Source organism: Pelatocladus sp. BLCC-F211, from assembly GCF_041928655.1.
GTDB lineage: Bacteria > Cyanobacteriota > Cyanobacteriia > Cyanobacteriales > Nostocaceae > Pelatocladus.
In genome coordinates, this window is the sequence record NZ_JBHFLM010000084.1 from 12,927 (window position 1) to 36,460 (window position 23,534).

General features: G+C 40.5%; 21 protein-coding genes. 11 read left to right on the plus strand and 10 right to left on the minus strand.

Translation table 11 applies throughout. The features are described 5' to 3' along the window. Positions 1-49: 49 nt before the first annotated feature. Complete coding sequence (gene smpB, locus ACE1AT_RS10330) at positions 50-517, minus strand: SsrA-binding protein SmpB (RefSeq protein WP_374867907.1); 468 nt, start codon at positions 515-517, stop codon at positions 50-52. Between the two features lie 258 nt (positions 518-775). On the opposite strand from smpB, the gene ACE1AT_RS10335 reads away from it, so the two are divergent. After that, positions 776-1,060, plus strand: a complete 285-nt coding sequence (locus ACE1AT_RS10335) for a WGxxGxxG family protein (RefSeq protein ID WP_374867909.1) — start codon at positions 776-778, stop codon at positions 1,058-1,060. A gap of 119 nt (positions 1,061-1,179) precedes the next feature. Here the strand turns inward: ACE1AT_RS10335 and ACE1AT_RS10340 are convergent, their stop codons facing one another. The 6 genes from ACE1AT_RS10340 to uvrB form a co-directional block, all read right to left on the minus strand. Then, positions 1,180-2,613 (minus strand): IctB family putative bicarbonate transporter, encoded by a 1,434-nt coding sequence (locus ACE1AT_RS10340; protein WP_374867911.1) that lies wholly within the window; start codon positions 2,611-2,613, stop codon positions 1,180-1,182. A gap of 225 nt (positions 2,614-2,838) precedes the next feature. After that, positions 2,839-4,401, minus strand: a complete 1,563-nt coding sequence (locus ACE1AT_RS10345; RefSeq protein WP_374867913.1) for a GAF domain-containing protein — start codon at positions 4,399-4,401, stop codon at positions 2,839-2,841. Positions 4,402-4,825: 424 nt separating this feature from the next. Continuing rightward, on the minus strand, positions 4,826-6,013 hold the full coding sequence (locus ACE1AT_RS10350) for a low temperature requirement protein A (protein WP_374867915.1): 1,188 nt from the start codon (positions 6,011-6,013) through the stop codon (positions 4,826-4,828). 75 nt (positions 6,014-6,088) lie between these two features. Beyond that, on the minus strand, positions 6,089-8,674 hold the full coding sequence (locus ACE1AT_RS10355) for a sigma 54-interacting transcriptional regulator (RefSeq protein ID WP_374867917.1): 2,586 nt from the start codon (positions 8,672-8,674) through the stop codon (positions 6,089-6,091). A 241-nt stretch (positions 8,675-8,915) separates the two neighbouring features. Continuing rightward, positions 8,916-10,007: a glycosyltransferase family 4 protein gene (locus ACE1AT_RS10360; protein ID WP_374867919.1), complete on the minus strand. Its 1,092-nt coding sequence runs from the start codon at positions 10,005-10,007 to the stop codon at positions 8,916-8,918. 561 nt (positions 10,008-10,568) lie between these two features. Next, the gene (gene uvrB, locus ACE1AT_RS10365; RefSeq protein WP_374867921.1) at positions 10,569-12,566 is read right to left on the minus strand and encodes an excinuclease ABC subunit UvrB; all 1,998 of its coding nucleotides are present in this window, start codon (positions 12,564-12,566) and stop codon (positions 10,569-10,571) included. Between the two features lie 376 nt (positions 12,567-12,942). Here uvrB and ACE1AT_RS10370 point away from each other — a divergent pair, with 376 nt between their 5' ends. From ACE1AT_RS10370 to ACE1AT_RS10390, 5 genes are all read left to right on the plus strand, one after another. Continuing rightward, a complete protein-coding gene (locus ACE1AT_RS10370) occupies positions 12,943-13,401 on the plus strand; it encodes a hypothetical protein (protein WP_374867923.1) in 459 nt (152 codons plus the stop codon). Positions 13,402-13,868: 467 nt separating this feature from the next. Then, complete coding sequence (locus tag ACE1AT_RS10375; RefSeq protein ID WP_374867925.1) at positions 13,869-14,051, plus strand: CsbD family protein; 183 nt, start codon at positions 13,869-13,871, stop codon at positions 14,049-14,051. 312 nt (positions 14,052-14,363) lie between these two features. Next, complete coding sequence (locus tag ACE1AT_RS10380) at positions 14,364-15,743, plus strand: nicotinate phosphoribosyltransferase (protein WP_374867927.1); 1,380 nt, start codon at positions 14,364-14,366, stop codon at positions 15,741-15,743. Positions 15,744-15,802: 59 nt separating this feature from the next. Continuing rightward, entirely contained in the window at positions 15,803-16,402 is a 600-nt protein-coding gene (locus ACE1AT_RS10385) for a nicotinate-nucleotide adenylyltransferase (protein WP_374867929.1), read from the plus strand. Beyond that, positions 16,363-17,109 carry an NUDIX domain-containing protein gene (locus tag ACE1AT_RS10390; protein WP_374867931.1) on the plus strand — a complete coding sequence of 249 codons (747 nt, stop codon included), beginning with the start codon at positions 16,363-16,365 and terminating at the stop codon, positions 17,107-17,109. The genes ACE1AT_RS10385 and ACE1AT_RS10390 overlap by 40 nt, the downstream gene beginning before the upstream one ends. A gap of 36 nt (positions 17,110-17,145) precedes the next feature. On the opposite strand, the gene ACE1AT_RS10395 is transcribed toward ACE1AT_RS10390, so the two are convergent. After that, positions 17,146-17,337 (minus strand): hypothetical protein, encoded by a 192-nt coding sequence (locus ACE1AT_RS10395; RefSeq protein ID WP_374867933.1) that lies wholly within the window; start codon positions 17,335-17,337, stop codon positions 17,146-17,148. Between ACE1AT_RS10395 and ACE1AT_RS10400 the strand changes: the two genes are divergently transcribed. Continuing rightward, positions 17,303-19,027: an NAD+ synthase gene (locus ACE1AT_RS10400; protein ID WP_374867935.1), complete on the plus strand. Its 1,725-nt coding sequence runs from the start codon at positions 17,303-17,305 to the stop codon at positions 19,025-19,027. The genes ACE1AT_RS10395 and ACE1AT_RS10400 overlap by 35 nt on opposite strands. Before the next feature lie 220 nt (positions 19,028-19,247). Here the strand turns inward: ACE1AT_RS10400 and ACE1AT_RS10405 are convergent, their stop codons facing one another. Next, complete coding sequence (locus tag ACE1AT_RS10405; protein ID WP_374867937.1) at positions 19,248-19,568, minus strand: hypothetical protein; 321 nt, start codon at positions 19,566-19,568, stop codon at positions 19,248-19,250. A gap of 81 nt (positions 19,569-19,649) precedes the next feature. On the opposite strand from ACE1AT_RS10405, the gene ACE1AT_RS10410 reads away from it, so the two are divergent. Then, complete coding sequence (locus ACE1AT_RS10410; RefSeq protein WP_374867939.1) at positions 19,650-19,811, plus strand: hypothetical protein; 162 nt, start codon at positions 19,650-19,652, stop codon at positions 19,809-19,811. Positions 19,812-19,826: 15 nt separating this feature from the next. Beyond that, positions 19,827-20,678: an ABC transporter ATP-binding protein gene (locus tag ACE1AT_RS10415; protein WP_374867940.1), complete on the plus strand. Its 852-nt coding sequence runs from the start codon at positions 19,827-19,829 to the stop codon at positions 20,676-20,678. A gap of 2 nt (positions 20,679-20,680) precedes the next feature. Here ACE1AT_RS10415 and ACE1AT_RS10420 read toward each other — a convergent pair whose 3' ends face one another. Further along, the gene (locus tag ACE1AT_RS10420; RefSeq protein ID WP_374867948.1) at positions 20,681-21,304 is read right to left on the minus strand and encodes a tetratricopeptide repeat protein; all 624 of its coding nucleotides are present in this window, start codon (positions 21,302-21,304) and stop codon (positions 20,681-20,683) included. A gap of 540 nt (positions 21,305-21,844) precedes the next feature. Here ACE1AT_RS10420 and ACE1AT_RS10425 point away from each other — a divergent pair. Both ACE1AT_RS10425 and ACE1AT_RS10430 read left to right on the plus strand, forming a co-directional pair. Beyond that, a complete protein-coding gene (locus ACE1AT_RS10425; RefSeq protein ID WP_374867942.1) occupies positions 21,845-22,171 on the plus strand; it encodes a YbjQ family protein in 327 nt (108 codons plus the stop codon). A 452-nt stretch (positions 22,172-22,623) separates the two neighbouring features. Then, a complete protein-coding gene (locus ACE1AT_RS10430; protein ID WP_374867944.1) occupies positions 22,624-23,265 on the plus strand; it encodes a hypothetical protein in 642 nt (213 codons plus the stop codon). Positions 23,266-23,534: the final 269 nt, after the last annotated feature.

Genomic DNA, 23,534 nt, shown 5'->3' on the forward strand with positions numbered 1-23,534 from the left:
TAGCTTTGCATGAAGGACAAATGACAAATGACAAATGACAAATGACTTTTTAATAATTTTTCATTGCTCGTTGCATTTCGCGTTGATCTTGACGTTTTTTCATATCCTCTCGTTTATCATGCAGCTTCTTACCTTTAACAAGGGCAATGCTAACTTTCACCCAACCGCGTTTGAAATACATTTTCAGAGGAACCAAAGTCAAACCTTGCTGTTCTACCTTACCAATTAACTTGCGAATTTCTTGGCGATGCAGCAGTAGTTTGCGTGTGCGTCGTGGTTCATGGTTAAAATACTGTCCACTCGCAGTATAAGGCGAAATATGTACATTGATCAGCCACGCTTCTCCATTGCGGAGCAAAGCATAGCCATCTTGAAGATTTACCCTACCTGCACGGATTGATTTCACCTCAGTCCCTGTCAACTGAATTCCAGCTTCGTAGGTTTCGAGAATATCGTACAAATAACGGGCTTGCCGATTGTCACTAATAACTTTATAACCGTCGCTCTTATCACTCATTGAAAATTTTACTTAGCTAAATAATGACTAAAAAATCCTTGAGGCTGCCTCATAAATATATAAAAGGCTATTAAACCACTATAGTATGCCTAACTAGATATTAGTTCTATCCTAGCTTTTTTAAGAATGACCGCGTCTTATATATCTTAAGCAAGAGTTTAAATTGTTTTTAGTTTACAGCTATGGATTGATTTTGTTGTGATAGTGGCCCGATAAAGTGGTGAATAACTTTGCAACAAATCAGGGGAAATGTGAATCATGAAAAATAACCTCACCAAAATCGTTGGCGCTAGTGTCCTTACTTTGGGCATGTCAATTTTACCCTTAACCATACCCGCACAAGCACAAACTACAAATACCGACCCCACAGTTACTAACACCTCTGCACCAAATACCGGAGTTTATGAAGACAGGGGTTTTGATTGGGGTTGGTTGGGATTACTCGGTTTATTAGGTTTAGCTGGTTTGGCTGGTAGAAAGCGTCATGAACCAACTCGTTATAACGACCCTAATGTTGTTGGTAGTACAACCTACAGAGAATGATTCTATATACACTGTGCAACTGCAACGAAAGCAAAAATAGCTTGACAAACTAGACTTTTAGTAAAGATGACAAAAACTAAAAAGCCTTGAGTACAATCCCTCAAGGCTTTCTTTACAATTTAATTTGTTCCTAATTCTGGATGAAGTGAATTTCCTTGTCGGTTTTCATCTGACACGACAGGAGTCCAGTAGCTAGCTACTAAAGCAACTACTAGCCACCAGATACTATTGACCACTGGACGATACCACACAGTATCGACCAAACCATGACCTAACATACCGACTAAAGTCGCGATCGCTCCAATCAACCACAAACCATCTACGCTATTTAATTGCCGAAATCTTTGCAGTTGTGACAAACCTGTATTAAATATGACAACTAGCAACCACAAGAAACTAACCAAACCAATAATTCCAGTTTCCACAGTCACTTCCAAAAGGATCGAATAAGCACTCAAAGCGTTATATCGGGGTAGTTGGTAAAGCGGATAAATCTGATTAAAAACATCGTGTCCAGGCCCGATACCAAAAATCGGAAAATCCTGAATCATTCTGAACACCGCAGTCCAGACATTTAGACGGAAGTTATTACTACTATCTGCACGACCAGCAAAAATACTGATGATGCGTAGGCGAAAAGTTTCGGAAACCCCAAACGCGACTGCAAAAAAAGCTACAAAACATCCCAACATGATGGGTACTAACCAAATACGCCAAAACCGGGGTAGATAATCAGCGTACCAATAGCGTAATAGCAACACAATAGCAAGTAGTGCGATCGCTAAACCAATAAAACCACCACGGCTGTCACCAAAACGAAAGCAGGCTAAATTCACAACAAACATAGTGAGTGCCAAACCTTTACGCAGCCATCCCCGCCAAGCAAATATTGCTACTAAACTCAAAATCACAGCTGGTAACAAATATCCAGCCAGCAAATTTGGATTACCCAAATAACTATAGACCCTTGTATTTTTAGACAAAGGGGATTCAGGGTCAACCCAAGTTGCTAACTGTGCAGCACCAAAAAACTTCTGTCGTACACCATAAATACTTACAAATAAAGATACATGTAAGTACAAAACCAGCAAAAAAGAGCGAATGCGAGGAGATTTAAGAATCCTGGCGCACAAGGCAAATAGCACTAAGTAAAGTGTAAAATTTATCAATCCTTCTAAAGCAGCTTTTTTCTCTGGAGACAGAGCGGTAGCAACTACGCAGACTCCCCAATATAGCAACACCAGCAAGTGAATCGGCGTTGCAAACAAATTATTTGAGGAGCTTACCTCATCCGATAAAGTCAACATTAGCCAAAATGCTGTACAAGCAAGCATCAAAAGCCCAAGCAGGGTTGTGTTAACCACTGTAAAAGGCGCTAATATCAACACCAAACTGACTAAAGTAGCCGCGATTACATCTCCCCACTGCATTAAAATACTGCTTTGTCGCCAAGAACGCAGCACTCCTACCAGAGAACCATGCAGGTAGCTGGTGTCAAGGTATTCCTTCAGTGGTAAATAAGATAAAGTGAATTTTTGCCAGATTAGATTCATAAGAGGCTGTGAGCAACTAGCACAGAGCGTATAACTTGGATCAATGATAGTTTGGTCTTTTTCAAAAATTGAAAAACTTCCAATTCATAGTCCATGCTAATTGAAGATAGCCAATGCTCATACCAAATTGGGATAGGTAGTCTTGTTTCAAAGCTCTGGAATAGGCTATTAATCTAGGCTTTTAATCCAAAATCTCAAATCCAAAATTGGTATTAAAGGTAGTCCCTAAGAAGCAGCTGTTGAGGAAACATCGCTTGGAACTTCTGCTTTTTCTTGATTTAGCGGCAAATTCAGGATATAACGATATCCTGACTCTGGTGATCCTTGAATCGAAATATATCCGCCGTGCAATTCTGCTAAATGACAACTGAGCAACAAACCCAAGCTTTCCCGTGATAGAGAACCAGAACGCTTAGTTGTATCGAGGATACTGGATGTAGAAACTTTCACAGTTTGTGATTTGTCTGAAATTAATGACAAACTAATTGGGTCTTCTTGCTCTTCCAAAGAAGAATTATAAATGCCTGTCTCGTCTGTTAGTTCTAGCAGTGGCACTGCACTCAGACGAAAATAAGGATCAACTTCAGTAATTCCATCTCCTAACCAAGGATGGGAAACCCACACTGTAATGTTGAGTGTATTTTCTTTAGATGAAACATGAATCCGTACAACACTACCTGTAGCAGAAAGTTGAATCACACTGAAAACCAGATGATATAACATCTGCCGCACCTTGTCTTTATCCAAAAACCAAATGCGATTACGTCCAGGTTCAAGAGATAGACGAATGTCTTGCTCACGACGACTTGCAGCCTCCTCAAGAGTATGAATCGCTTGTTGACACAGCATTTCAATATCTACAGAAGATAAATTCAAGGCTGTCTCAGTTTCATCCATTGCTCCAAGTTCAGAAATTTCATTGACTAGGCAAAGTAGGTATCTACCACTGTGTTGGATAATGTCTAAATATTCTCTCTGCTTAGTAGTCAAAGGCCCATAAATTTCACGTCCCAAAACACTAGCCATACCGAGTACAGATGTTAAGGGTGTACGTAACTCTTGTGTTAACTGTTCCAACAGTTCTAACTTCAGTTGACTAGTAGGAACTGAACTTGTTGGTAAAGTGATTGGACTAATTCTGATTTCACTTTCACTAAGATTATGTTCTGGGAGCAACCAGTTAGAAACATGATTGGCAGTTTTTGTTTCTGAAGTTGCTTGTTGCAAAAGTCGGTTACGTTCAAATTCGCTCATACTCCAACGAGCGATGATCTGTAAAAACTCAATGTCTCGATTGGTAAAGTTGCGCGGTACTAAATCCATCACCGCTAATGCGCCTAAGCAATTTCCACTAGCATCAATCAATGGCACTCCCAAATAAGCCCGAATACCGTAATCTTTAACCAATTTGTTAGCAACAGCACTGCCTGTATCTGCAAGTTTTCTGGCATCATTTATTACTATTGTTTGGTAATTTTCTACTACCTGAGTACAAAAAGATTCCTCACGTAACAATTGGCGATTTTGTGCTAACTGATTCATTAATCCCAACCTAGATAAGCCCACTGCTGATTTGAACCAATGGCGCTCTTGATCCACAAATCCCAAAATGGAAATTGGTGCTTCTAAAAAGTGAGCAGCAGTTTGAGTAGCTTCTTCAAAAACTGGAATCGTTTCTGTTTGTCGCAACCCTAATTCTGACAAGGCCTTAAGGCGTTGTTGTTCTCTGGTTTCTGGAGATGTCCAACCATCCTGTACAGACAACAATTTATTTTCCGACTCTACCATTACCACTGTCACCTTGATAATTCTAGATAATGTAATTTATATACCCAGTAGACTTTGTGGCATTAGTCGAGAAAAGGTAGAAGAAAGAGGGTAAAAGGAATGCAATTTTCCTTTACCCTTTGTCCTTTAAGCTTTTCTCTACAAGATTGCAAAAAATAGCTTTTGCAAGAGGTCTACTGTTTATGGGTTCTTTGCTATTTTTAAGCATTCCCCAATTTTGGGTCAGATCAACAAAGTACATGTAAAATTTTTCACTCGCCAAAAGTTTTTTGCATACTTAAAATACCATTACCCCATAATTATTTTTAGCTTTTAATCAGGCTTTAGCCCGATGAATAACGAATTTTTTACTTAAATCTAGTTTAAGTAAGACTTGAGTTTATTGTTATATATACTTCTCAGTATTAAACCCTGATCCCCAATCCTAAATCTCCGGATCAACCAAGCGCGTATTAGGACGACTCTGATATAAATCCTGGGCGACTTGCAGGACGCAGACTACAGCCACAAGTCCAATCACTGCAACAGGTAACAAACCCTTACCAAAAAAAGCGATCGCAATAACAATAATCGCCGCTACACCTCGAAACTGAAAACGAATTTTGCAATAACGAATCACGCCAACACGATGCAGAATACCCAAAGCTAAGTAGCACAAAGCCACTGAACCACAAAGTAACCATCGCTGCGGATCGCTTAGTGCGATCGCTTGTTTACTAATTAATACTTTTTCCACACCAACCCCAGCCCCAGCAATCCCAATTACTAGGGGTAGATGAGTATACAGCCAAGTCGCAACAGTTCCGATTTTCCCTTGGGCGCGTGCCGTTTGAATTGGTGTACCGCCAAGGTTATCAAAATAAACCCACCACAAACTAAAAGCGATCACTAGACCAAATATTGCAGCAATCACACTCAGAACATCCCATTTTTGTTCCGAAACACCCTCAACAACTGCGATAATTGCCTCACCCAAGACAATAATCGTAAATAGTCCGAAACGTTCTGGTAAATGGGAAGCATGAGGAAGTAATTTTAGCTGGAACTTTGTAGCTGTAAAGGGTGTAATCAAGTCAATCATAATTCCGACTCCCCACAACACAAACCGCCCAGGTGCAGGTATGAATGCTGATATTAACCAAAACACGGCAGCGATCGCAAAACCTGTAGCATAGCGCGTAGTCAACGGACGCGCGGCGGGAATATGTATACCAGCACGAACATATTCTACGATCAGCACCGCGCGAGCCAGAGCATAAGAAAGAGCAAAACCAGGTGCATTTTCAGCCAAACCATGATGAATATTCACAGCCAAAGCCGCCGCCGCCAGCATTTGCAAAGCCACCAAAAACCGCCGTCCGATATCATCACTATCAAAGCGGTTTGCATACATGGTAGTACCAATCCATGACCACCACACAGGTATAAATAAAAATACAAACCCTAAATATCCCGCTATCGAAACATCTTCCTTCAGATTGTGAGCAAGTTGTGCAACCGCAACCACAAACACCAAATCATAAAATAGTTCCAACCAAGTAGCGCGTCTTTCTTCTTCACTTTCACTGTCTTCACTTATACGTAAGCGTGGGGGTTGTAAAAAATTATTCATACTGATTCAGTAATTAAACAAAATTATTTTTATTGGTGCAGAGAGGGAATAGGGAACGGGAATAGTTTTTTACGATTAACCGGACACAATAATTTGCCACATACTAATTCCCAAAGCGATCGCAGCTAAATGTTGCGATAACATGACACGCAAAGGTTGCCGAGCAATTTTTTGTGTTAATAACATTGATAAAAGTACCGAAACCATTAGAGTTGTTCCCTGTAAAAACGCTATGACAGCAGGGTGTGCAACCACAATTGGTAATTGTCCACCATCTAAACCAAACGTCGCAAAAAATACTGGTAAAATTCGCCCTCCTTCACCCAAACCCAAGCGTAGATAATGCGCTAAGTTACCTCCCAATACCAACGGTAAATAACCATAGGCTAGTTCTGTAAATGAGCGTAACTTGATTCTATTGGGAATTTTAACCGCAGAGGACGCAGAAGAAATAGAGAAGATGTAGTTATTCAACCAGCAATAAGTTTTGAGCAGAGCGTATGCGAGGAAAATAAAGGCTGCTGGAATGAGCAAAACTACTAGGGATAAGCCTAAGTGGGGGAAAAACTGATTTAAATCTGTTTGCAATCCCAGCCAAGATTGCAACTCCGGTAAGCGATGCAAATATACTCCACCCAAAAGTAATAACAACAAGGCGACTTCATAATTATGAGATACATGCGTTGTCCACAGTTCAATACCAGGGGGACGCAAGTTAAACTCAACTGAACGGTGGGGACAAGCTTTTAAGCAAGTCATGCATAACACGCAATCTCTGTTATCTTCTAGTTGGGCAGGATGGGAGTATAAAGGGCAACCATTAGTTTCCATGCCTTCGCCTTTTTGTGGCCCGCCTTTGTAGCATTGATAGGTGGTGCAAGTCGCGGAACAAATTCCCTGTTGGGCGCGGAGTTCTGTCATTGAGAGTTTGGCAAATAAACCATTCATTCCACCAATCGGACAGAGATAGCGACACCAAAACCGTCTCTCAAAAATCGCAGAGCAAATCATCGCCCCAGCAGTGATCAATAGTAGTAAACAGGCGGAAAGATAAGCAGTATTTTGTAAGTCCCAAAGTTCTTCCCACAGAAAAATCAGGGTAAATAAACCAAATAAAAACCAGCCACCCCATTTTTCGGCTTCTTCCCGTGGCCAGCGTTGGAGTTGTTTTCCAAACAAAGATATTGATATTTTCTGCGTAATTTCACCGTAGATCATGAACGGACAAACCGAACACCAAATCCGCCCCAGAAACGGGAATAAGAAGAGAAAAACAGGCCACCACCAAGCCCAGAATAGATTTAAAGCAAAATTGCGATCGCGTGTTTGCGGCCCAACAAATAATACTGCGATCATTAAGGCAAAAGCAGCAACGGTAAAGCCATAATTAATCCGAGCCGGCCACCACGGACTACGAAGAAACTTCCGCAAACCAGGATAAGCATTCAAAAGATTCAGCCGAAATCGCTTTTTCTTGGTTTCCGCCGCCCAGAAAATTTCTTCTGTTAACTCTTTCGCTTCTCCTGCTTGGACAATCGCCCGTTCTACCAAGTTTTGTAACTCTTTTAAATTCCCAGGAAAATCATAGGACTGCAAACGGCGTAAAGCTTCTGGCGTCACATGGGGTTTACGGATACCTCTAGCACGAGTGTAGAGACTAATATAGTATTCGACTTGAGCATTAATATCAGTTTTCCGTACCCGTAGCGGTGGGACTTTAATAATCCGACCAACGCAACGTTCGATTTGCGCCTGATTTTTTTCTGCAACGATCATAATCCGGGCGCGATTGGTACGGGTTTCGGCGTCTGGTTCTCCCGGACGAGTTACGGGAATATACGTATTGTTTTGTAATAATTGTTTGATTCTTGGGAGTAACTCTGGTGGAGTTTCTTGGATATTGTTGAGGATGAGAGTACCTTCCCCCAGCCATTCTAAAAGTCCGCTTTTACCACCAGCACGCCCAAATAATTCTGCACCACTGGTTTGCAGAATACCGCAGTTAATTTTAATGATTGGTTCCCGGCGATATTTAGAACCAAAATGAATCAGGGTTGCAACGTTATCTTTTTCTAACCCTGGTTCGCCAAAAATTAATACAGATTTGCGATCGCTCGCAGCTTCCCGAATTTGTTCCCGCAACCGCACCGCATAGCGACTCGTCCCCACAATCCCACGTCGCGCTTTGGTAACTAAATATGGGCGTAACGCCAAAGAACGTTCTTGTTCATAGCTAAAAGCAGATGCTAACTGTGCCAATTCTTGAGCCAGCATCCGCGAAAGAACCTGAGCAATTTCAGGATATTTACCAATGATTTCTTGAAATACTGTCGCAGAGACGACCCAAAAATGACATTCTGTAATAGTTGTGATTGTGCGCTGCGCTAATTCATCTAAAAGTATTTCTTGTAAATGAATAATAGATCCAGGCAGAAAACCAACAGCTAAACTAGGGTTATTTTTATTACTGCTCTTACTTTCGAGCTTACCTGACAAAAGAATATAAAGCGCCTCTGGAGAATTAGCCTCAGTAGCTATATTGTAATTAGCCGGAAAAACCTTTTCTTCGAGGACTTGCGCGATCGCACTCAATGGTTCAGGCGATAAACCTCCTAAAGCTGTGCGTTCCTGTAGCCAGATCACTGATTCTGGTGATGTCATAGTTGGCCGTTCCCCTCTCAGCGCTGCTATATAAAAGCATTATCGCCTTAGAGTTGACCAAAAGGGATTGGGGATTGGGAATTGGGGATTGGGGATTGGGGATTGGTCATGAATCAGTTAACAGTCTAATTTTGATAACTGATAACTGATAACTGATAACTGATAACTGAGAAGTTGTCCCCCTTGTCTCCCGATCCCCGATCCCCGATCCCCGATCCCCAATCCCTTGTCCTTTCAAAAACTAGCGAGTCAAAGATGTAATCGACTCCAACGAGTTTCTCAACATACTATTAAACCAATTTCTAAAGTTGCGTTCTCCAATGATTTTTTCGTAAACTGCTTCATAACCATCGACCATTTGAGCGACGCTGAATTTCTTCTCTACGTGTTCTCGGCATTTACGACGATCTAATTCCAAAGCTTGGGGGATCATCTTAGCCATTTCTTCGTAGCTTTGGCAAACATAACCACTCTCGCCATTAGCAATAACCTCAGATACAGAACCCATATTCATTGCTATGACTGGTGTTCCAGTAGCCATAGATTCAGCCATTACCAAACCAAAAGGTTCGCACCAAGTGATCGGGAAGAGAGTTATCGCTGCATTTCCTAATAGTTCGGCTTTTTGAGCGTGATTGACTTCACCCAAAAATTCGATTTGCTTACCATCAATTTGGGGAGCGATTTCTTGTTCAAAGAACTCTTGATCAACAACATCTACTTTACCAGCCATCTTTAAGCGCCAACCTGTTTGTTTGGCGATCGCAATGGCGTGTTGTGGTCCTTTTTCTGGTGAGAAACGTCCTAAAAATGCTAGATAGGGAGGATCTTGGGGTTGAGCAAAAAACGGAAACTTTTCGACGCTGATTCCGTTGTAAACTGTGGCAACATAGTTAATATTTAACAGACGTTGTGCGTCACTAATACTGACATATGGTTGCGTATAGTGCTGCCTAAATACTTTACTATTGTCCTGAGTAAAGATCCCATGCAAGGTATGCACCGTTGGTGTTGAGACTATATTAGCTAGAGGTAGTGACCAAGTTCCAAGATGGGAGTGGATAATATCAAACTCCCCAGCACGTCGATAAACTTCACTAACATGCATGAGTTCGTACATTACGGGTTCTTTAATGCTTTTATCCAAGCGTAATGCACGAGTACTACCCGCTTCTAAGCGAGCTAAAGTTTGGGAATCACCAGAAGCGAATAACGTAACATCGTGACCTCGAAGTACTAATTCATCAGTCAAACGACTCACGACTAATTCGGTCCCACCGTAGGTAATAGGTGGAACTTGTTCCCATAATGGAGCGATTTGTGCGATTTTCATAGATATTTAGAGTTCAGTAGTCAGAAGCCTTGTCACTGAGACTTCATTTTGAGATATCCAACGTAGATAAGTTCCCCTGATATCTGCAATAGACTTCACGTCATTGGCTGCAAACTATGCAAATTATGCAACTTTGGCGAACTGAACTGAAAACTCATCTCCAGTGAGTGTGTAGATGGATTTACATTTTTTACGGTAAAAGTAAATTCATATTGAAAACATCTATCTAAAGATAGGTATTTTTCTCTATAGATAGGCATATTGCTATATTCAAGTTAAACGATTTGAGCGATCGCACCAACAAATCAGCCTGCAAATCGGATGTTGAAGCGTTTAGATAGGAAGACTTTCGTTTGAAGTAAGAAGTTCCTCGTTTCAAGTAGGAAGTTTCTCGTTTCAAGTAAAAAAATTCTAATTAGACATCTCCGATAACTATCAAAGCTTTGCTGTGACTAGCCGCGACTTCTAGTCGCCTAGCGCAAAAATTTGACCTGTAGAGACGCGCCATGGTAAGTCTCTACAAGGGATTGTGGTTTTATCTGAACCGTATTGATTTATAATTTAACGTCCCACCAATTTATCTCGCAAATGCTTAATCTTATCCCGTAACTTCGCCGCCTCCTCAAATTCTAGTTTCTTCGCTGCTTCTTTCATTTGTGCTTCTAATTGTGTGATCAACTGTGGAATATTTTCTAACGGTAGTTCATCTAGATGTTGATCAACTGTTTCTATTTCTTGAGCATTCAACCTTCTTGATACTTCTAAAAAAGACAAAATCGCGTTACTCGATTTTTTCACAATCGGCTGCGGTGTAATTCCGTGCATTTTGTTATACGCCATTTGAATACCCCGACGGCGTTCGGTTTCATCAATGGCTTTAATCATGCTATCGGTGAGATTATCTGCATACATAATCGCTTGTCCTCGGACGTGACGCGCGGCTCTCCCGATAGTTTGAATTAAAGAACGTTCTGCACGTAAAAAACCTTCTTTGTCTGCATCTAAAATCGCAACCAGAGAAACTTCTGGTAAATCCAAACCTTCCCGTAACAAGTTCACACCAACCAACACATCAAAATTAGCATCGCGTAAATTTTGGATAATTTCTATTCTTTCAATCGAGTTAATTTCCGAGTGCAAATACCTCACCCGAATACTATTTTCTTGCAGATAATCGGTTAAATCTTCTGCCATGCGTTTAGTTAATGTGGTGATTAACACTCGTTCGTGACGGTCTACTCGATCTTTAATTTCACCTAATAAATCATCAATTTGTCCTTCGGTAGGACGCACAATAATTTCTGGATCAAGAACGCCAGTTGGTCGAATTATTTGCTCGGCTATATGTCCGTCGGAAATTTCTAATTCCCAATTTCCTGGAGTCGCAGAAACAAAAATACACTGATTAACTTTTGACCAAAATTCTTCTGCTTTTAAAGGTCGGTTATCCGCAGCGCTAGGTAAGCGGAAACCATGCTCAATCAAGACTTTTTTTCTAGCTTGATCACCGTTATACATACCTCTAATTTGGGGTACGGTAACGTGAGATTCATCAATGACTAACAACCAATCTTTAGGGAAATAATCAATTAAACATTCTGGTGGTTCACCAGCTTGTCTTCCTGCTAGGTGGCGAGAATAGTTTTCTACACCGTTGCAATAACCTACCTCGCGCAACATTTCCAAGTCGTAGCGGGTACGCTGATCTATTCTTTGCGCTTCGAGTAATTTTCCGACTGATTCTAATTCTGCTTTACGTTCTTTTAATTCTTGAGCGATCGCATCACATGCTTCTTCTAATCTTTCTTCTGGGGTTACAAAGTGACGCGCAGGATAGAGATTCACTGCTTGTAGACTTTGGAGAATCTCACCCGTCACCGGATCGACGTAACGAATGGCGTCGATTTCATCCCCAAAGAACTCAATCCGAATAATCCGATCTTCGTAAGCTGGGCCGATTTCCAGGACATCACCCCGGACGCGAAAACGTCCCCGTCCCATTTCGATATCATTACGGCTATATTGGACTGAGGCTAAATCTCGCAAAATTTGCCTTTGATTAACTTCCCTTCCCACTTGGAAGGGAATCGCAGCTTTAAGATATTCTGAGGGAATTCCTAAACCATAGATACAGCTAATCGACGCAACAACAATCACATCACGACGTTCAAACAGCGATCGCGTTGCTGAGTGTCGTAACATATCTATTTCATCGTTGATAGATGCTGTTTTTTCAATATAGGTATCAGTTACAGGAATGTACGCTTCTGGTTGATAATAGTCATAGTAACTAACAAAGTATTCAACAGCATTGTTAGGAAAGAATTCTCGCAACTCATTACAAAGCTGTGCTGCGAGGGTTTTGTTGTGCGCCAGTACTAAAGTCGGTTTACCGACCTTTTCAATTACTGATGCGACTGTAAATGTCTTCCCGGTTCCGGTTGCGCCTAGTAATGTCTGATAACGATTGTGACTTTGAACACTACGAACTAGCTGTGCGATCGCTTGTGGCTGATCGCCGGTTGGACTGAAGGGTGCTTGAAGACAAAATTTTGTCATGCAGTGTTGCTCTAAATACCCTAGATACCTATTTCATAGTAGCGAATAGAGACTAGAGTCGGGGATCGGGGATCGGGGATCGGGAAAGGGGAAAGGGGACAAGGGAGTGTGGGGAGACAAGGGAGTGTGGGGACAAAACAATTCAAAATACTGCACCAAGCCACTACGCGTCTACAAAATTCAGAACTTGTTACCCCATGCTCAATCCCAATCCCCGATCCCCAATCCCCAGCTAATTGATTTTTACTTATGTGTAGTTTTTAAACAACCCTATAGATATACAATATTTTTTAAAGTTAAACTTAGATATATAGAAAAAACTTCACTTAGGTTGAATTTTTGTAAAAAATACTTAACAATCTAGAGGTATTAGTTTATGGCTGTCAGCAGCAATGGTAAGGGAGTAAGTCCTAGCCAAAAGCGTGCCAAATTAAAGGGGGAAACTACAGTGGAAGTCGAAAATAACAAAGTTGAAAACTCAAATACAGAGCAAGCAAACTCGTCCGATAAATTAGAAGTAACTGATACACTTGCTATTGCTGGCGTACGTCCCATTGCTGCAAGCGATTTGCAAGTAGCTGAGACAGTCTCGATAGCTGGAGTACGTCCCATTGGCACAAGTAGCTTGCAAGTTGTAGAAACAATGAACATTATGGGTTTACGTCCCATTGGCGCAAATACAATGCATGTAGTTGATACAATGAACTTGTCTGGAATTCGCCCGATCGCTTCTAGTTCTCTGGTAATTTCTGAAACCTATTCTGTAATGGGTAATCGTCCAGTAGCATCAAATTCTATTGATGATTCCGAATTTTTGATGGGTTATTTGGATTAGTGAAAATAAGAATTACATATAATTTAATTTCTTAACCCGGTTTACTAAAAAGCCGGGTTTTTTATGGGAATCCAGTTTGGTTTATGAACTTAATCGTGAAGACTCTCAATTAAGTTTGTAGTGAGGACTTTATAGCGGTTCTCGACCTAGTGAGGTACGTTTTCAAAGCTATTAACTTTATTAAGAAGGATTGGGGTATACCTCAGTTGCTTAGGAAACGCTATAGTCCTCACTACAAACAAAAAAATCTTTAATAAAATTAGTTTTTTATTGATTCTAACTAGTAAGTAATATAACTAATATATTTATCCTCCCTCTTTTTATATAGTAACTAATATGCCTGTGGAAAGAAGGCTAAAGCCAAAATTCTACGCTAATTTGTAAACATCAAAACTAAACAAATCAAAGTTATTCACCACTTTGCAGTAACTTTGAAAAAAGTTTATATGACACAAGGAGACTGAATTATGAGTTTAGAAGATAGAGCAAAAGCTACAGCTAAAAATGTAGAAGGTAAAGCTCAAGAAGCATGGGGAAATGTGACTGGAGATCCAGAAGATAAAGCAGAAGGTAAAACCAAGCAAGCAGAAAGTGAAGTACGTCACTCTGTAGAAGACGTCAAAGACAACATCAAGAAAAATCTTGACTAATCTCAAATTCACAACAGCAAAAGTAAATAAATTTGTTCGTTAGTTTCCTGATTGGAAATTAACGAACAAACCCCGAATCAGCCGTCTTCCCTAGTGGGAGGCGGCTTTGCATATTTAAAATTCATAGAATTTTGAGATTATATATTAATTACAACTATTACAAAAAATTAAATTATTGACCAAAAATACATTATTTATCTCTTAAAACCCTTGATTTCTAACTTTTTTGGATAATCTGTGTCTAGTTATTGACATTATTTATGGTGAAATTTACCATAAAATAAATAAGCATCCTAAACAAGGGGCGATCGCATGACGTGTTATCCAGGGACATTAAACCAAGAATTAATTCCGCGTGCAGAAGATTACAGCCTACTGACAGACCTTTACCAGCTGACAATGGCAGCTTGTTACACTGGTGAAGGCGTAGAACAACAACGGGCAAGCTTTGAGTTATTTGTAAGAAAATTACCAGAGGATTTTGGCTATTTAATTGCCATGGGACTAGCCCAGGCGCTGGAATATTTAGAAAAATTTCGCTTTACTTCCACTCATATAGAAGCTTTGCGTTCGACGGGAATTTTTGCTCATGCACCAAAACGCTTTTGGTCACTGCTAGAATCAGGAAGTTTTAGCGGGGATGTATGGGCAGTACCAGAAGGTACAGCAGTGTTTGCTAATCAACCACTTTTGCGGGTAGAAGCACCTTTATGGCAAGCACAACTGGTGGAAACTTATCTACTTAACACCCTCAACTACCAAACATTAATTGCCACACGGGCTGCGAGAATGCGCGATGTGGCGGGTGAACGAGCAAATCTGCTGGAATTTGGTACTCGACGGGCGTTTAGTCCCCAAGGGGCGTTGTGGGCAGCAAGAGCAGCATTAGCAGCTGGTTTTGATGCGACATCCAACGTGTTAGCAGCGCTACAACTGGGCGAGAAACCAAGTGGTACGATGGCACACGCTTTGGTGATGGCGCTGACAGCAACTGAAGGTAGCGAGGATCAAGCTTTTGCTGCATTTCAACAATATTTTCCAGGTGCAACCTTGTTAATTGATACTTACGATACGATTGCTGCTGCGGAACGATTAGCTCTTAAAGTCAACTCTGGAAAAATGAAATTGACTGGGGTGAGGTTAGACTCTGGTGATTTAGTGACATTATCAAAAAAAGTGCGATCGCTTCTACCAGGTGTATCAATAGTTGCTAGTGGTGACTTAGATGAACAAGAAATTCTATCTTTAAAAAATTCAGGCGCTGAAATTGATAGCTATGGCGTGGGAACCAAACTCGTAACAGGAAAACCTGTAAACGGAGTCTATAAATTAGTAGAGATCAATGGCATTCCGGTAATGAAAGAATCAAGTGGTAAGATGACTTATCCGGGACGCAAACAAATTTTTCGTTCTTCCGTAGCAGGTAAAGTGAAAACAGATTGTTTGGGATTAGCAGATGAAAGTAATTTGGGAGGGCTACCTTTATTGCAACTATTCATGCAAGCAGGTAAACGGATGCAACCACCAGAAAACTTAGCAACAATTCGCCAGCGTACCGCCGCTTCCGTAGCAAGTTTACCCGAACAAACTCGATATTTAGAAAACCCCATATCCATGCAAATGGAATTATCTGAAAAATTACATAAATTGACAGAAGAAACCAAGAAAAAACCAGCATTGGTTAGCGGTTAGTAATCAATTACCAATTACCAATTACCAATTACCAATTACCAATTACCAATTACCAAAAAATGAAAATAGCCTTATTTGGAACTAGTGCTGATCCACCAACTGCTGGACATCAAGTGATAATTAAATGGTTGTCACAGCGTTATGATCGTGTAGTCATTTGGGCGGCTGATAATCCTTTTAAATCCCATCAAACCCTTTTGCAGCATCGGGTAGCAATGTTACATCTACTCATAGATGATATACATTCACCCCAGCATAATATTAGTCTGGAACAAGAACTCAGTAGTTTCAGAACTTTAGAAACTTTGGATAAAGCCAAGCAACGTTGGGGAACAGAAACAGAATTTACTTTAGTGATAGGTTCAGATTTAGTTTCTCAACTACCACGCTGGTATCGGGTTGAAGATTTGTTACATCAAGTTCAACTTTTGGTTGTACCGCGGCCGGGATATATCATAGATCAATCCAGTTTACAGACTGTGGAAGAACTCGGAGCAAAAATAGCGATCGCTGAGTTACATGCTCCAGATGTATCCTCTACAGCTTATCGTAACAGTGGAGACCCCGAAGCTCTCACACCCCCTGTAATTGACTATATTAATCAACAGCATTTGTACAAATGCCAGGACGCATCCAGAAAAAGCTTGCAGATACGCTAAATCAACAACCTTTGGCTGATTTCAAAGTTGGTGTTGACAATGTAATTTTTTCAGTAGACACTGCTCAAAACCGACTGCTAGTACTATTAATCATGCGACAACAGGAACCCTATGTAAATTATTGGGGTCTTCCAGGTACTCTGGTACGTCGAGGCGAATCCTTAGAAGACGCCGCCTATCGCATTCTGGCTGAAAAAATCAAGGTCAATAATCTTTATTTAGAGCAATTATATAGTTTTGGTGGACCCAGCCGTGACCCAAGAGAAGCAACCGATAGTTACGGGGTACGTTATCTCAGTGTCAGTTACTTTGCTTTGGTGCGATTTGAAGAAGCCGAATTAATTGCTGACAAAGTTGCTGGTATCGCTTGGTATCCAGTCAAACGAGTCCCACAATTAGCCTTTGACCATAATGAAATTTTGGCTTACGGACACAAACGTTTAAAAAATAAATTGGAGTACAGTCCGGTAGCTTTTGAAGTTTTGCCAGAAACATTTACTTTAAATGATTTATATCAGTTGTACACTACCGTTTTAGGAGAGAATTTTTCCGATTATTCTAATTTTCGGGCGCGTTTACTGAAGTTAGGTTTTTTATGCGATACGGGTATTAAAGTATCACGAGGTGCAGGGCGTCCAGCTAGTTTATATCGATTTGATGCAGAAGCTTTTGCCCCTTTTAAGGATAAACCATTGGTTTTTATTTAAACCGCTACGCGGAGTCCATAGTCAAGAGTCCAGAGTCTAGAAAATTTCAAATTGACCATCGACCATTGACCATCGACCATCGACCATTGACCATCGACCATTGACCATCGACCATTGACCATCGACCATCGACCATTGACCATCGACCATCGACCATTGACCATTGACCATCGACCATCGACCATTGACCAATATGAAAATTGCGATCGCCCAACTCAATCCTACCATTGGTGATTTGCCAAAAAATGCTCAAAAAATCCTTGAGGCTGCACAACAAGCAGTAGCAAAAGGCGTGCGTTTATTGTTGACACCAGAACTGTCTTTGTGTGGCTATCCTCCACGGGATTTATTATTAAATCCTAGTTTTATTGAAGCAATGGGTATTACCTTGCGACAATTAGCTAGAGATTTACCACCGAAATTAGCAGTATTAGTTGGAACTGTAGAAGAAAATTTACAAGCCAAAAAAAGTGGCGGCAAAACTTTATTTAATAGCATCGCTTGGTTAGAAGCAGGTAAGATCAAACAAATTTTTTACAAGCGGCTTTTACCTACTTATGATGTCTTTGACGAACACCGCTATTTTGAACCAGGTTTGCAAGCCAATTATTTCACTCTCGATAATATCAATATTGGTGTCACTGTTTGCGAAGATTTGTGGAACGATGAAGAATTTTGGGGCAAACGTAGTTACACTGTCAACCCGATTGCTGATTTAGCAATTTTGGGTGTGGATGTGATTGTGAATTTGTCCGCTTCGCCTTACACCCTTAGCAAACAAAGGTTTCGCGAAGCCATGCTCAGTCACAGTGCAGTACGTTTTCGCCAACCGATAATTTATACTAACCAAGTGGGTGGAAATGATGATTTAATTTTTGATGGTAGAAGTTTTGCGTTAAATCGTCAGGGTGAAATTATTTGTCGATCGCGTGGATTTGAAACTGATTTATCAATTATTGAATTTGATCAAGAAGCACGGGATTTAAAGTTAGGTTTGATTACACCTAATTGTGAGTGTGACGAAGAAGAAATTTGGCAAGCTTTAGTTTTAGGTGTGCGAGATTATGTCCGTAAATGTGGTTTTAATCAAGTCGTTCTAGGTTTGAGTGGTGGGATTGATTCTTCTCTTGTGGCTGCGATCGCGACAGTCGCACTTGGTAAAGAAAATGTCCTCGGTGTTCTGATGCCTTCTCCCCACAGTTCTGACCATTCCATCACTGATGCTTTAAAATTGGCAACAAACCTTGGTATCAAAACTCATACCTTGCCCATCGGTGATTTAATGCAAGCATACGACAAAACCTTTGCAGATTTGTTTGCTGATACTGAGTTTGGACTAGCAGAAGAAAATATTCAATCCCGAATTCGGGGTAACTTATTGATGGCTATCTCTAATAAATTTGGTCATCTTCTCCTCTCCACAGGTAACAAATCAGAACTGGCTGTCGGTTACTGCACTCTTTACGGTGACATGAATGGTGGTTTAGCAGTTATAGCCGATGTTCCCAAAACCCGTGTTTATGCACTGTGTCGCTGGTTAAACCGCAACGGCGAAATTATTCCTCACAACGTCCTTACCAAAGCACCCAGCGCCGAACTTAAGCCGGGTCAAGTTGACCAAGATTCTCTACCCCCCTACGATATCCTTGACGATATCTTGCAACGCCTGATTCAAGATCACCAATCACCTGCTCAAATTGTCAGCGCTGGACACGATGTAGCCGTCGTTGATAAAGTCATCAAAATGGTAGCTAGGGCGGAATTCAAGCGGCGACAAGCACCCCCAGGATTAAAAATTACAGATCGCGCTTTTGGTACTGGTTGGCGAATGCCTATTGCTAGTAATTGGCTAAGTTTTAAAAATATTTATCGGTCAAAAAATATACCTACGCCTTCCTTGGCACTTTGGCACGAGTAAGATACTTATCCCAGATTAAAATTAGGGTGGACAAACCGTCCACCCATATCCATTTATTAAGTGGTAATTAAAAACTTTCTTTGTACATCAAAAGCAATAAAAATTCTTTGTGTCTTGGGGTTCTACTGGTTCAAAAATTGTTCACTACCAAGGCACAAAGGTAGTAAGTAAGTATTTCAAGACGATATTACCTCAAGCAATCAGTATTTTGGAGTACTGCTTATTTTTTTGATTCTAACCAATCAAGAAACTCGCTAACTTCACTAGATGAGGAATGCTCGCTAGCAAATTGTCGATATAGAAATCGTAGTTTAGCAACACTGAATTGCGGTGTTTCTTTACCTGCCCAAAATTCCAATTCGCTTGTAGCATCATCTAATGCTTGTTCTTCTGTCGGTAGCCAAAATTTGAGGAATATCTTGCCTTCCTTATACAAGAAAATATCAAAGCCAAGTCTGTTTTCTAGTTCGTATATCTTTGCCTGACATTTACCAACCTCTAAGGTGTGTAGTAACTTTTGCCTAGATTGTATATGCAGCATTTTCACCGCCAAATACGTTTTTTACGTCCAGAGTTAGATTGACATTTTTCCCATTGTTTTTCAGTGATACAAATCACTCTTATGGATGATGACAAAAAGCCTTTTGCTCTGCTAGAAAAAATCGCCAAGTCATTAGGGCGACTGCACAGTAAGCAACAATTTAACACCTGCTTTTGTAGGGTGGGCATTGCTCACCCTACAATTATGGATAGTGTTAATAAAACTTTACGCGATCGCACTTAGATCCGAATCCCACCTATGACTGTTGCCGTTTCTCTCGAAAACGTCTACAAAATTTACAACAAAGTCCCCGTAGTCAATAATCTTTCTTTTGAGATTGCTACAGGAGAAATGTTTGGTTTACTTGGCCCTAACGGTGCGGGTAAATCTACTACAATTCGGATGTTGACCACACTTACCAAACCTACGGAAGGAAATATTGAGGTGTGGGGGTATGATGTGATACGCCAACCCTCACAGGCAAAGCAATCTATAGGTGTAGTTTTACAGCAAATCAGTGTAGATAGCGATTTAACTGTCTGGGAAAACATGGAACTGCATGGTAAATTACATCACATTCAAAATCCACAGCGACAACGTTTAATTAAGCAATGGCTGGATTATGTGGAACTTACCGCCAAACGTGATGATCTAGTTAAAACCTTGTCTGGAGGTATGAAGCGGCGATTACAAATTGCTAGGGCTTTGTTACATCAGCCTCAGATTCTATTTTTAGATGAACCAACCGTGGGACTAGATCCCCAAACTAGGCGGCGTCTTTGGGAAATTATCAAAGATTTAAATAAGCAGGGGATGACCATGCTGCTAACGACCCATTATATGGAAGAAGTGGAATATTTGTGCGATCGCATCGGCATCATGGACAATGGTAAGTTAATTTCGTTAGGAACTTTACAAGAATTACGCTCCACTCATGGTGAAGGCTTGGTAATAAAACAAGTCGGAGATCGTTGGGAATATCTCTTTTTTCCCACCCTGGGTGAAGCAAACAACTATTTAGACAAGCTAGAAGATAAGACAGGGATCATGGTACGTCCCTCAAACTTAGAAGATATTTTTGTAGAACTAACTGGACGTCAGTTAGATTAATTTTACACGCCCAATTCGCGTAGGGTCGCTTCCATTCTAGTAACGCTTTCATACTTACCCTGTTGTTCGTATAAATCACGCGCTTTTCTAAAAATAGCGATCGCTTCTTTGGCTTTACCTTGTTTTTTTAACATTGTTCCCCGTAACTCATAAACCTGGGGATTTTTCGGAGCAAGTTGCACTGCTTCTTCATAAGCCCATTGAGCGCTAGTATAATCTCTCAATCGCACTAGAACAGTGCCTAAACCTATATAGGCATTGACGTTACCACGGTTGATCTGTATTGCTTTACGATAAGCGTTTTTGGCTCCATTATTATCACCTAAGTTACCACTGATATAACCTAAAGCATATTGATAATCACTATTATTGGGATCAAGAGCAACAGCCCGACGATAAGCAGTTAATGCTGCGGAAAAATTTCCTTGTAAAGCATACAAATAACCTATGCCAGAATAGATCGAAGGATTTTTTGGCTCTAGGTTTGCTGCTTGTTGGTAGACAGCGATCGCACCACTATAATCACTCGTCTCTACTAGTCTGCGTCCTTGTTCTAACAGTTCTTTTACCTCTTGAGTGCTTTGGCGCTGTACCACTAATACCTGAGCCTGAGTCATGGAAGGCATTGTTGTAGCAATGCTTCCTATTAAGAGAACACTAAATAACAATGAAGTTCCTTTGTACACAGCAAACTACCTGAAAGTTTGTGCCAATTGAACAGATTTTCTCTGATTGCTTGTCCATTAAAACAAAAATATTCTCTTTTGCAAACTCCGTATGCTTATTTTTTACCAAATTTTCATAAGCTTTCTCGTTTTTGCTCTTCTAGTCAAGAGCTAATTTCTAGCGAACAATTTGATAATTCTAAAAATTAGAAGCAATCAATAGACAATCATCGCAATCATTAATTTTTTGGTGATAAATAATACAAGACTCCAATTTTTCACTCAAAAGTATAACTATTGAGGCATGACGCCCCAAATCGATCAAGCAGACAATGGAATTATGTTGAAAATGGGTATAAGGGTGTAGGAAGAATCATAATTTCATGTTATTTAGAGAGATTTTCCCGTGAGGGGATAACTTGAAAATAGAGTTGCATGTGAAAGGGGAAAGAAAAAATTTATTTTCATCTTTATTCTTTTTATTACTTATGAGGCAGACTTATGATTTTGACTACAACTGACGTGATTCAAGGAGCTGTTATCCAATCATATTTGGGTATTGTGACAGCCGAAGTCGTTTACGGGAGCAATTTTATACGAGATTTCTTAGCAGGCTTGCGAGATATTATTGGTGGACGGACTGGTAGCTACGAGCGCTTATTTGAAGAAGGTCAACGCAAAGCACTGGCAGAATTAGAACAACGGGCATTACGTTTAGGTGCAGATGCAGTTATTGGTATTGAAATTGATACAGGGACAATCAATGTTGACCAGTCAGGAGTATTACTATTAATCACAGCTACAGGTACTGCTGTGAAAATGCGTTAGAAAAAAAGTAGAAAGATGGGTGTGGATTCTCTTTGGAAAGATACTATAAACAGGGCTATGCCCTACGCTGTAGAGTAAATGAAGGCTAAAAACCACATATTAAATTTTTAAGAATATTCTCCATTTCTCTTTTCCAAGTAATTTGTTATGGAAAATAGTATACACACTTGATAACAGCTACAGAGACAAAAGAGTATATATTGTTTTACATTTATTAATTAAATTTAATGTATTTGATGTTTTAAATTCTGCTTCCATTTTTGTGATTTTTTCAATAAAGACCGACAGAATCTCACATATATTACCTGTTAAATAAACCTAATACTCTAGGTAGATTTATTAACTCTTTCCGTTGATAGATATGAAAAACTAGAAATAACAATTTAATTTGAAGATAACTAGCAGAATATTCAGAATAAACCATAAAAATTGAGTTAGGAGAAATTAGTTTTATGTCTTACGTAAATCGTGGTACTGGTGAAGTTATTAATGAACCTGTTGGAGTTACTCCGGTAGTTGATTACCATGATCGCGTTCGCTGGGGACCCATTATTTCTGGCTTACTAGTTGCTATAGCCACTCAATTAATTTTAAGTGCGATAATTGCTGCGCTTGGAGCCGGTAGTATTGAAGCTTCCGGTAGACCAAGAACCATAGCACCTAACATTGCTGGTAATGTTGGTATTTGGTCAACCATAGCTTTGTTAATTTCCCTTTTCACCGGTGCTTGGGTAACAGCGCGCGCCTGTGGCCCTATGAACCGTAATACAGCCCTCCTCAACGGTGCGATTCTCTGGGCTACAACTTTAGCAGTTAGTTCTTGGTTACTGGCTAGTGGTGTATCAGGCGCTTTTGGTGTCGCAGCTTCCAACGCAGGAGAAGCAATTAATCAGTTGCAACAGCAAGGTGGTGTAAATGTACCACAAGCCAATGTCACCGCCCAACAAGCTCGTGAAGTTGCAGCAAATATACGCTCTGGCTTATGGTGGTTTGTTTTTGGCTCTTTACTAGGTTTAATTTCTGCGATGATTGGAGCGGTTGTTGGCGCTCGTAACCCACGTAATCAAGCAAATTACAGACAAGTGAGTGGTTAGTGGTTAAGTTAAAGTTAGTAGGTATTAGCTAACTATTGCATTCCTAAATCATTTGCTAACAACAAGATAACCGACTTCTCCTGCGAAGTCGGTTATCTGGCAATACGGTTCAGTAAAGAAGAAATGTAGGTTGGGTTGAGCGCAAGCGAAACCCAACAAAGCCTTGATAATGTTGGGTTACTCTGCGATCAGCCGCGCAGGGCGCGTCTACGTTCCTCAAACGCCAGGTGCTACAACTCTTGGGACCCCCGCAACGCACTGGCTCCCCA

What these genes read in the sequence shown, in the direction of transcription:
- ACE1AT_RS10410 (WP_374867939.1), top strand. Translation starts at nt 19,650, where the DNA reads ATGGATGATGACAAAAAGCCTTTTGCTCTGCTAGAAAAAATCGCCAAG.
- smpB (WP_374867907.1), bottom strand. Translation starts at nt 517, where the DNA reads ATGAGTGATAAGAGCGACGGTTATAAAGTTATTAGTGACAATCGGCAA.
- ACE1AT_RS10430 (WP_374867944.1), top strand. Translation starts at nt 22,624, where the DNA reads ATGTCTTACGTAAATCGTGGTACTGGTGAAGTTATTAATGAACCTGTT.
- ACE1AT_RS10420 (WP_374867948.1), bottom strand. Translation starts at nt 21,304, where the DNA reads ATGCCTTCCATGACTCAGGCTCAGGTATTAGTGGTACAGCGCCAAAGC.
- ACE1AT_RS10335 (WP_374867909.1), top strand. Translation starts at nt 776, where the DNA reads ATGAAAAATAACCTCACCAAAATCGTTGGCGCTAGTGTCCTTACTTTG.
- ACE1AT_RS10385 (WP_374867929.1), top strand. Translation starts at nt 15,803, where the DNA reads ATGAAAATAGCCTTATTTGGAACTAGTGCTGATCCACCAACTGCTGGA.
- ACE1AT_RS10375 (WP_374867925.1), top strand. Translation starts at nt 13,869, where the DNA reads ATGAGTTTAGAAGATAGAGCAAAAGCTACAGCTAAAAATGTAGAAGGT.
- ACE1AT_RS10415 (WP_374867940.1), top strand. Translation starts at nt 19,827, where the DNA reads ATGACTGTTGCCGTTTCTCTCGAAAACGTCTACAAAATTTACAACAAA.
- ACE1AT_RS10425 (WP_374867942.1), top strand. Translation starts at nt 21,845, where the DNA reads ATGATTTTGACTACAACTGACGTGATTCAAGGAGCTGTTATCCAATCA.
- ACE1AT_RS10360 (WP_374867919.1), bottom strand. Translation starts at nt 10,007, where the DNA reads ATGAAAATCGCACAAATCGCTCCATTATGGGAACAAGTTCCACCTATT.
- ACE1AT_RS10350 (WP_374867915.1), bottom strand. Translation starts at nt 6,013, where the DNA reads ATGAATAATTTTTTACAACCCCCACGCTTACGTATAAGTGAAGACAGT.
- ACE1AT_RS10355 (WP_374867917.1), bottom strand. Translation starts at nt 8,674, where the DNA reads ATGACATCACCAGAATCAGTGATCTGGCTACAGGAACGCACAGCTTTA.
- ACE1AT_RS10380 (WP_374867927.1), top strand. Translation starts at nt 14,364, where the DNA reads ATGACGTGTTATCCAGGGACATTAAACCAAGAATTAATTCCGCGTGCA.
- ACE1AT_RS10370 (WP_374867923.1), top strand. Translation starts at nt 12,943, where the DNA reads ATGGCTGTCAGCAGCAATGGTAAGGGAGTAAGTCCTAGCCAAAAGCGT.
- ACE1AT_RS10400 (WP_374867935.1), top strand. Translation starts at nt 17,303, where the DNA reads ATGAAAATTGCGATCGCCCAACTCAATCCTACCATTGGTGATTTGCCA.
- ACE1AT_RS10345 (WP_374867913.1), bottom strand. Translation starts at nt 4,401, where the DNA reads ATGGTAGAGTCGGAAAATAAATTGTTGTCTGTACAGGATGGTTGGACA.
- ACE1AT_RS10405 (WP_374867937.1), bottom strand. Translation starts at nt 19,568, where the DNA reads ATGCTGCATATACAATCTAGGCAAAAGTTACTACACACCTTAGAGGTT.
- ACE1AT_RS10340 (WP_374867911.1), bottom strand. Translation starts at nt 2,613, where the DNA reads ATGAATCTAATCTGGCAAAAATTCACTTTATCTTATTTACCACTGAAG.
- uvrB (WP_374867921.1), bottom strand. Translation starts at nt 12,566, where the DNA reads ATGACAAAATTTTGTCTTCAAGCACCCTTCAGTCCAACCGGCGATCAG.
- ACE1AT_RS10395 (WP_374867933.1), bottom strand. Translation starts at nt 17,337, where the DNA reads ATGGTAGGATTGAGTTGGGCGATCGCAATTTTCATATTGGTCAATGGT.
- ACE1AT_RS10390 (WP_374867931.1), top strand. Translation starts at nt 16,363, where the DNA reads ATGCCAGGACGCATCCAGAAAAAGCTTGCAGATACGCTAAATCAACAA.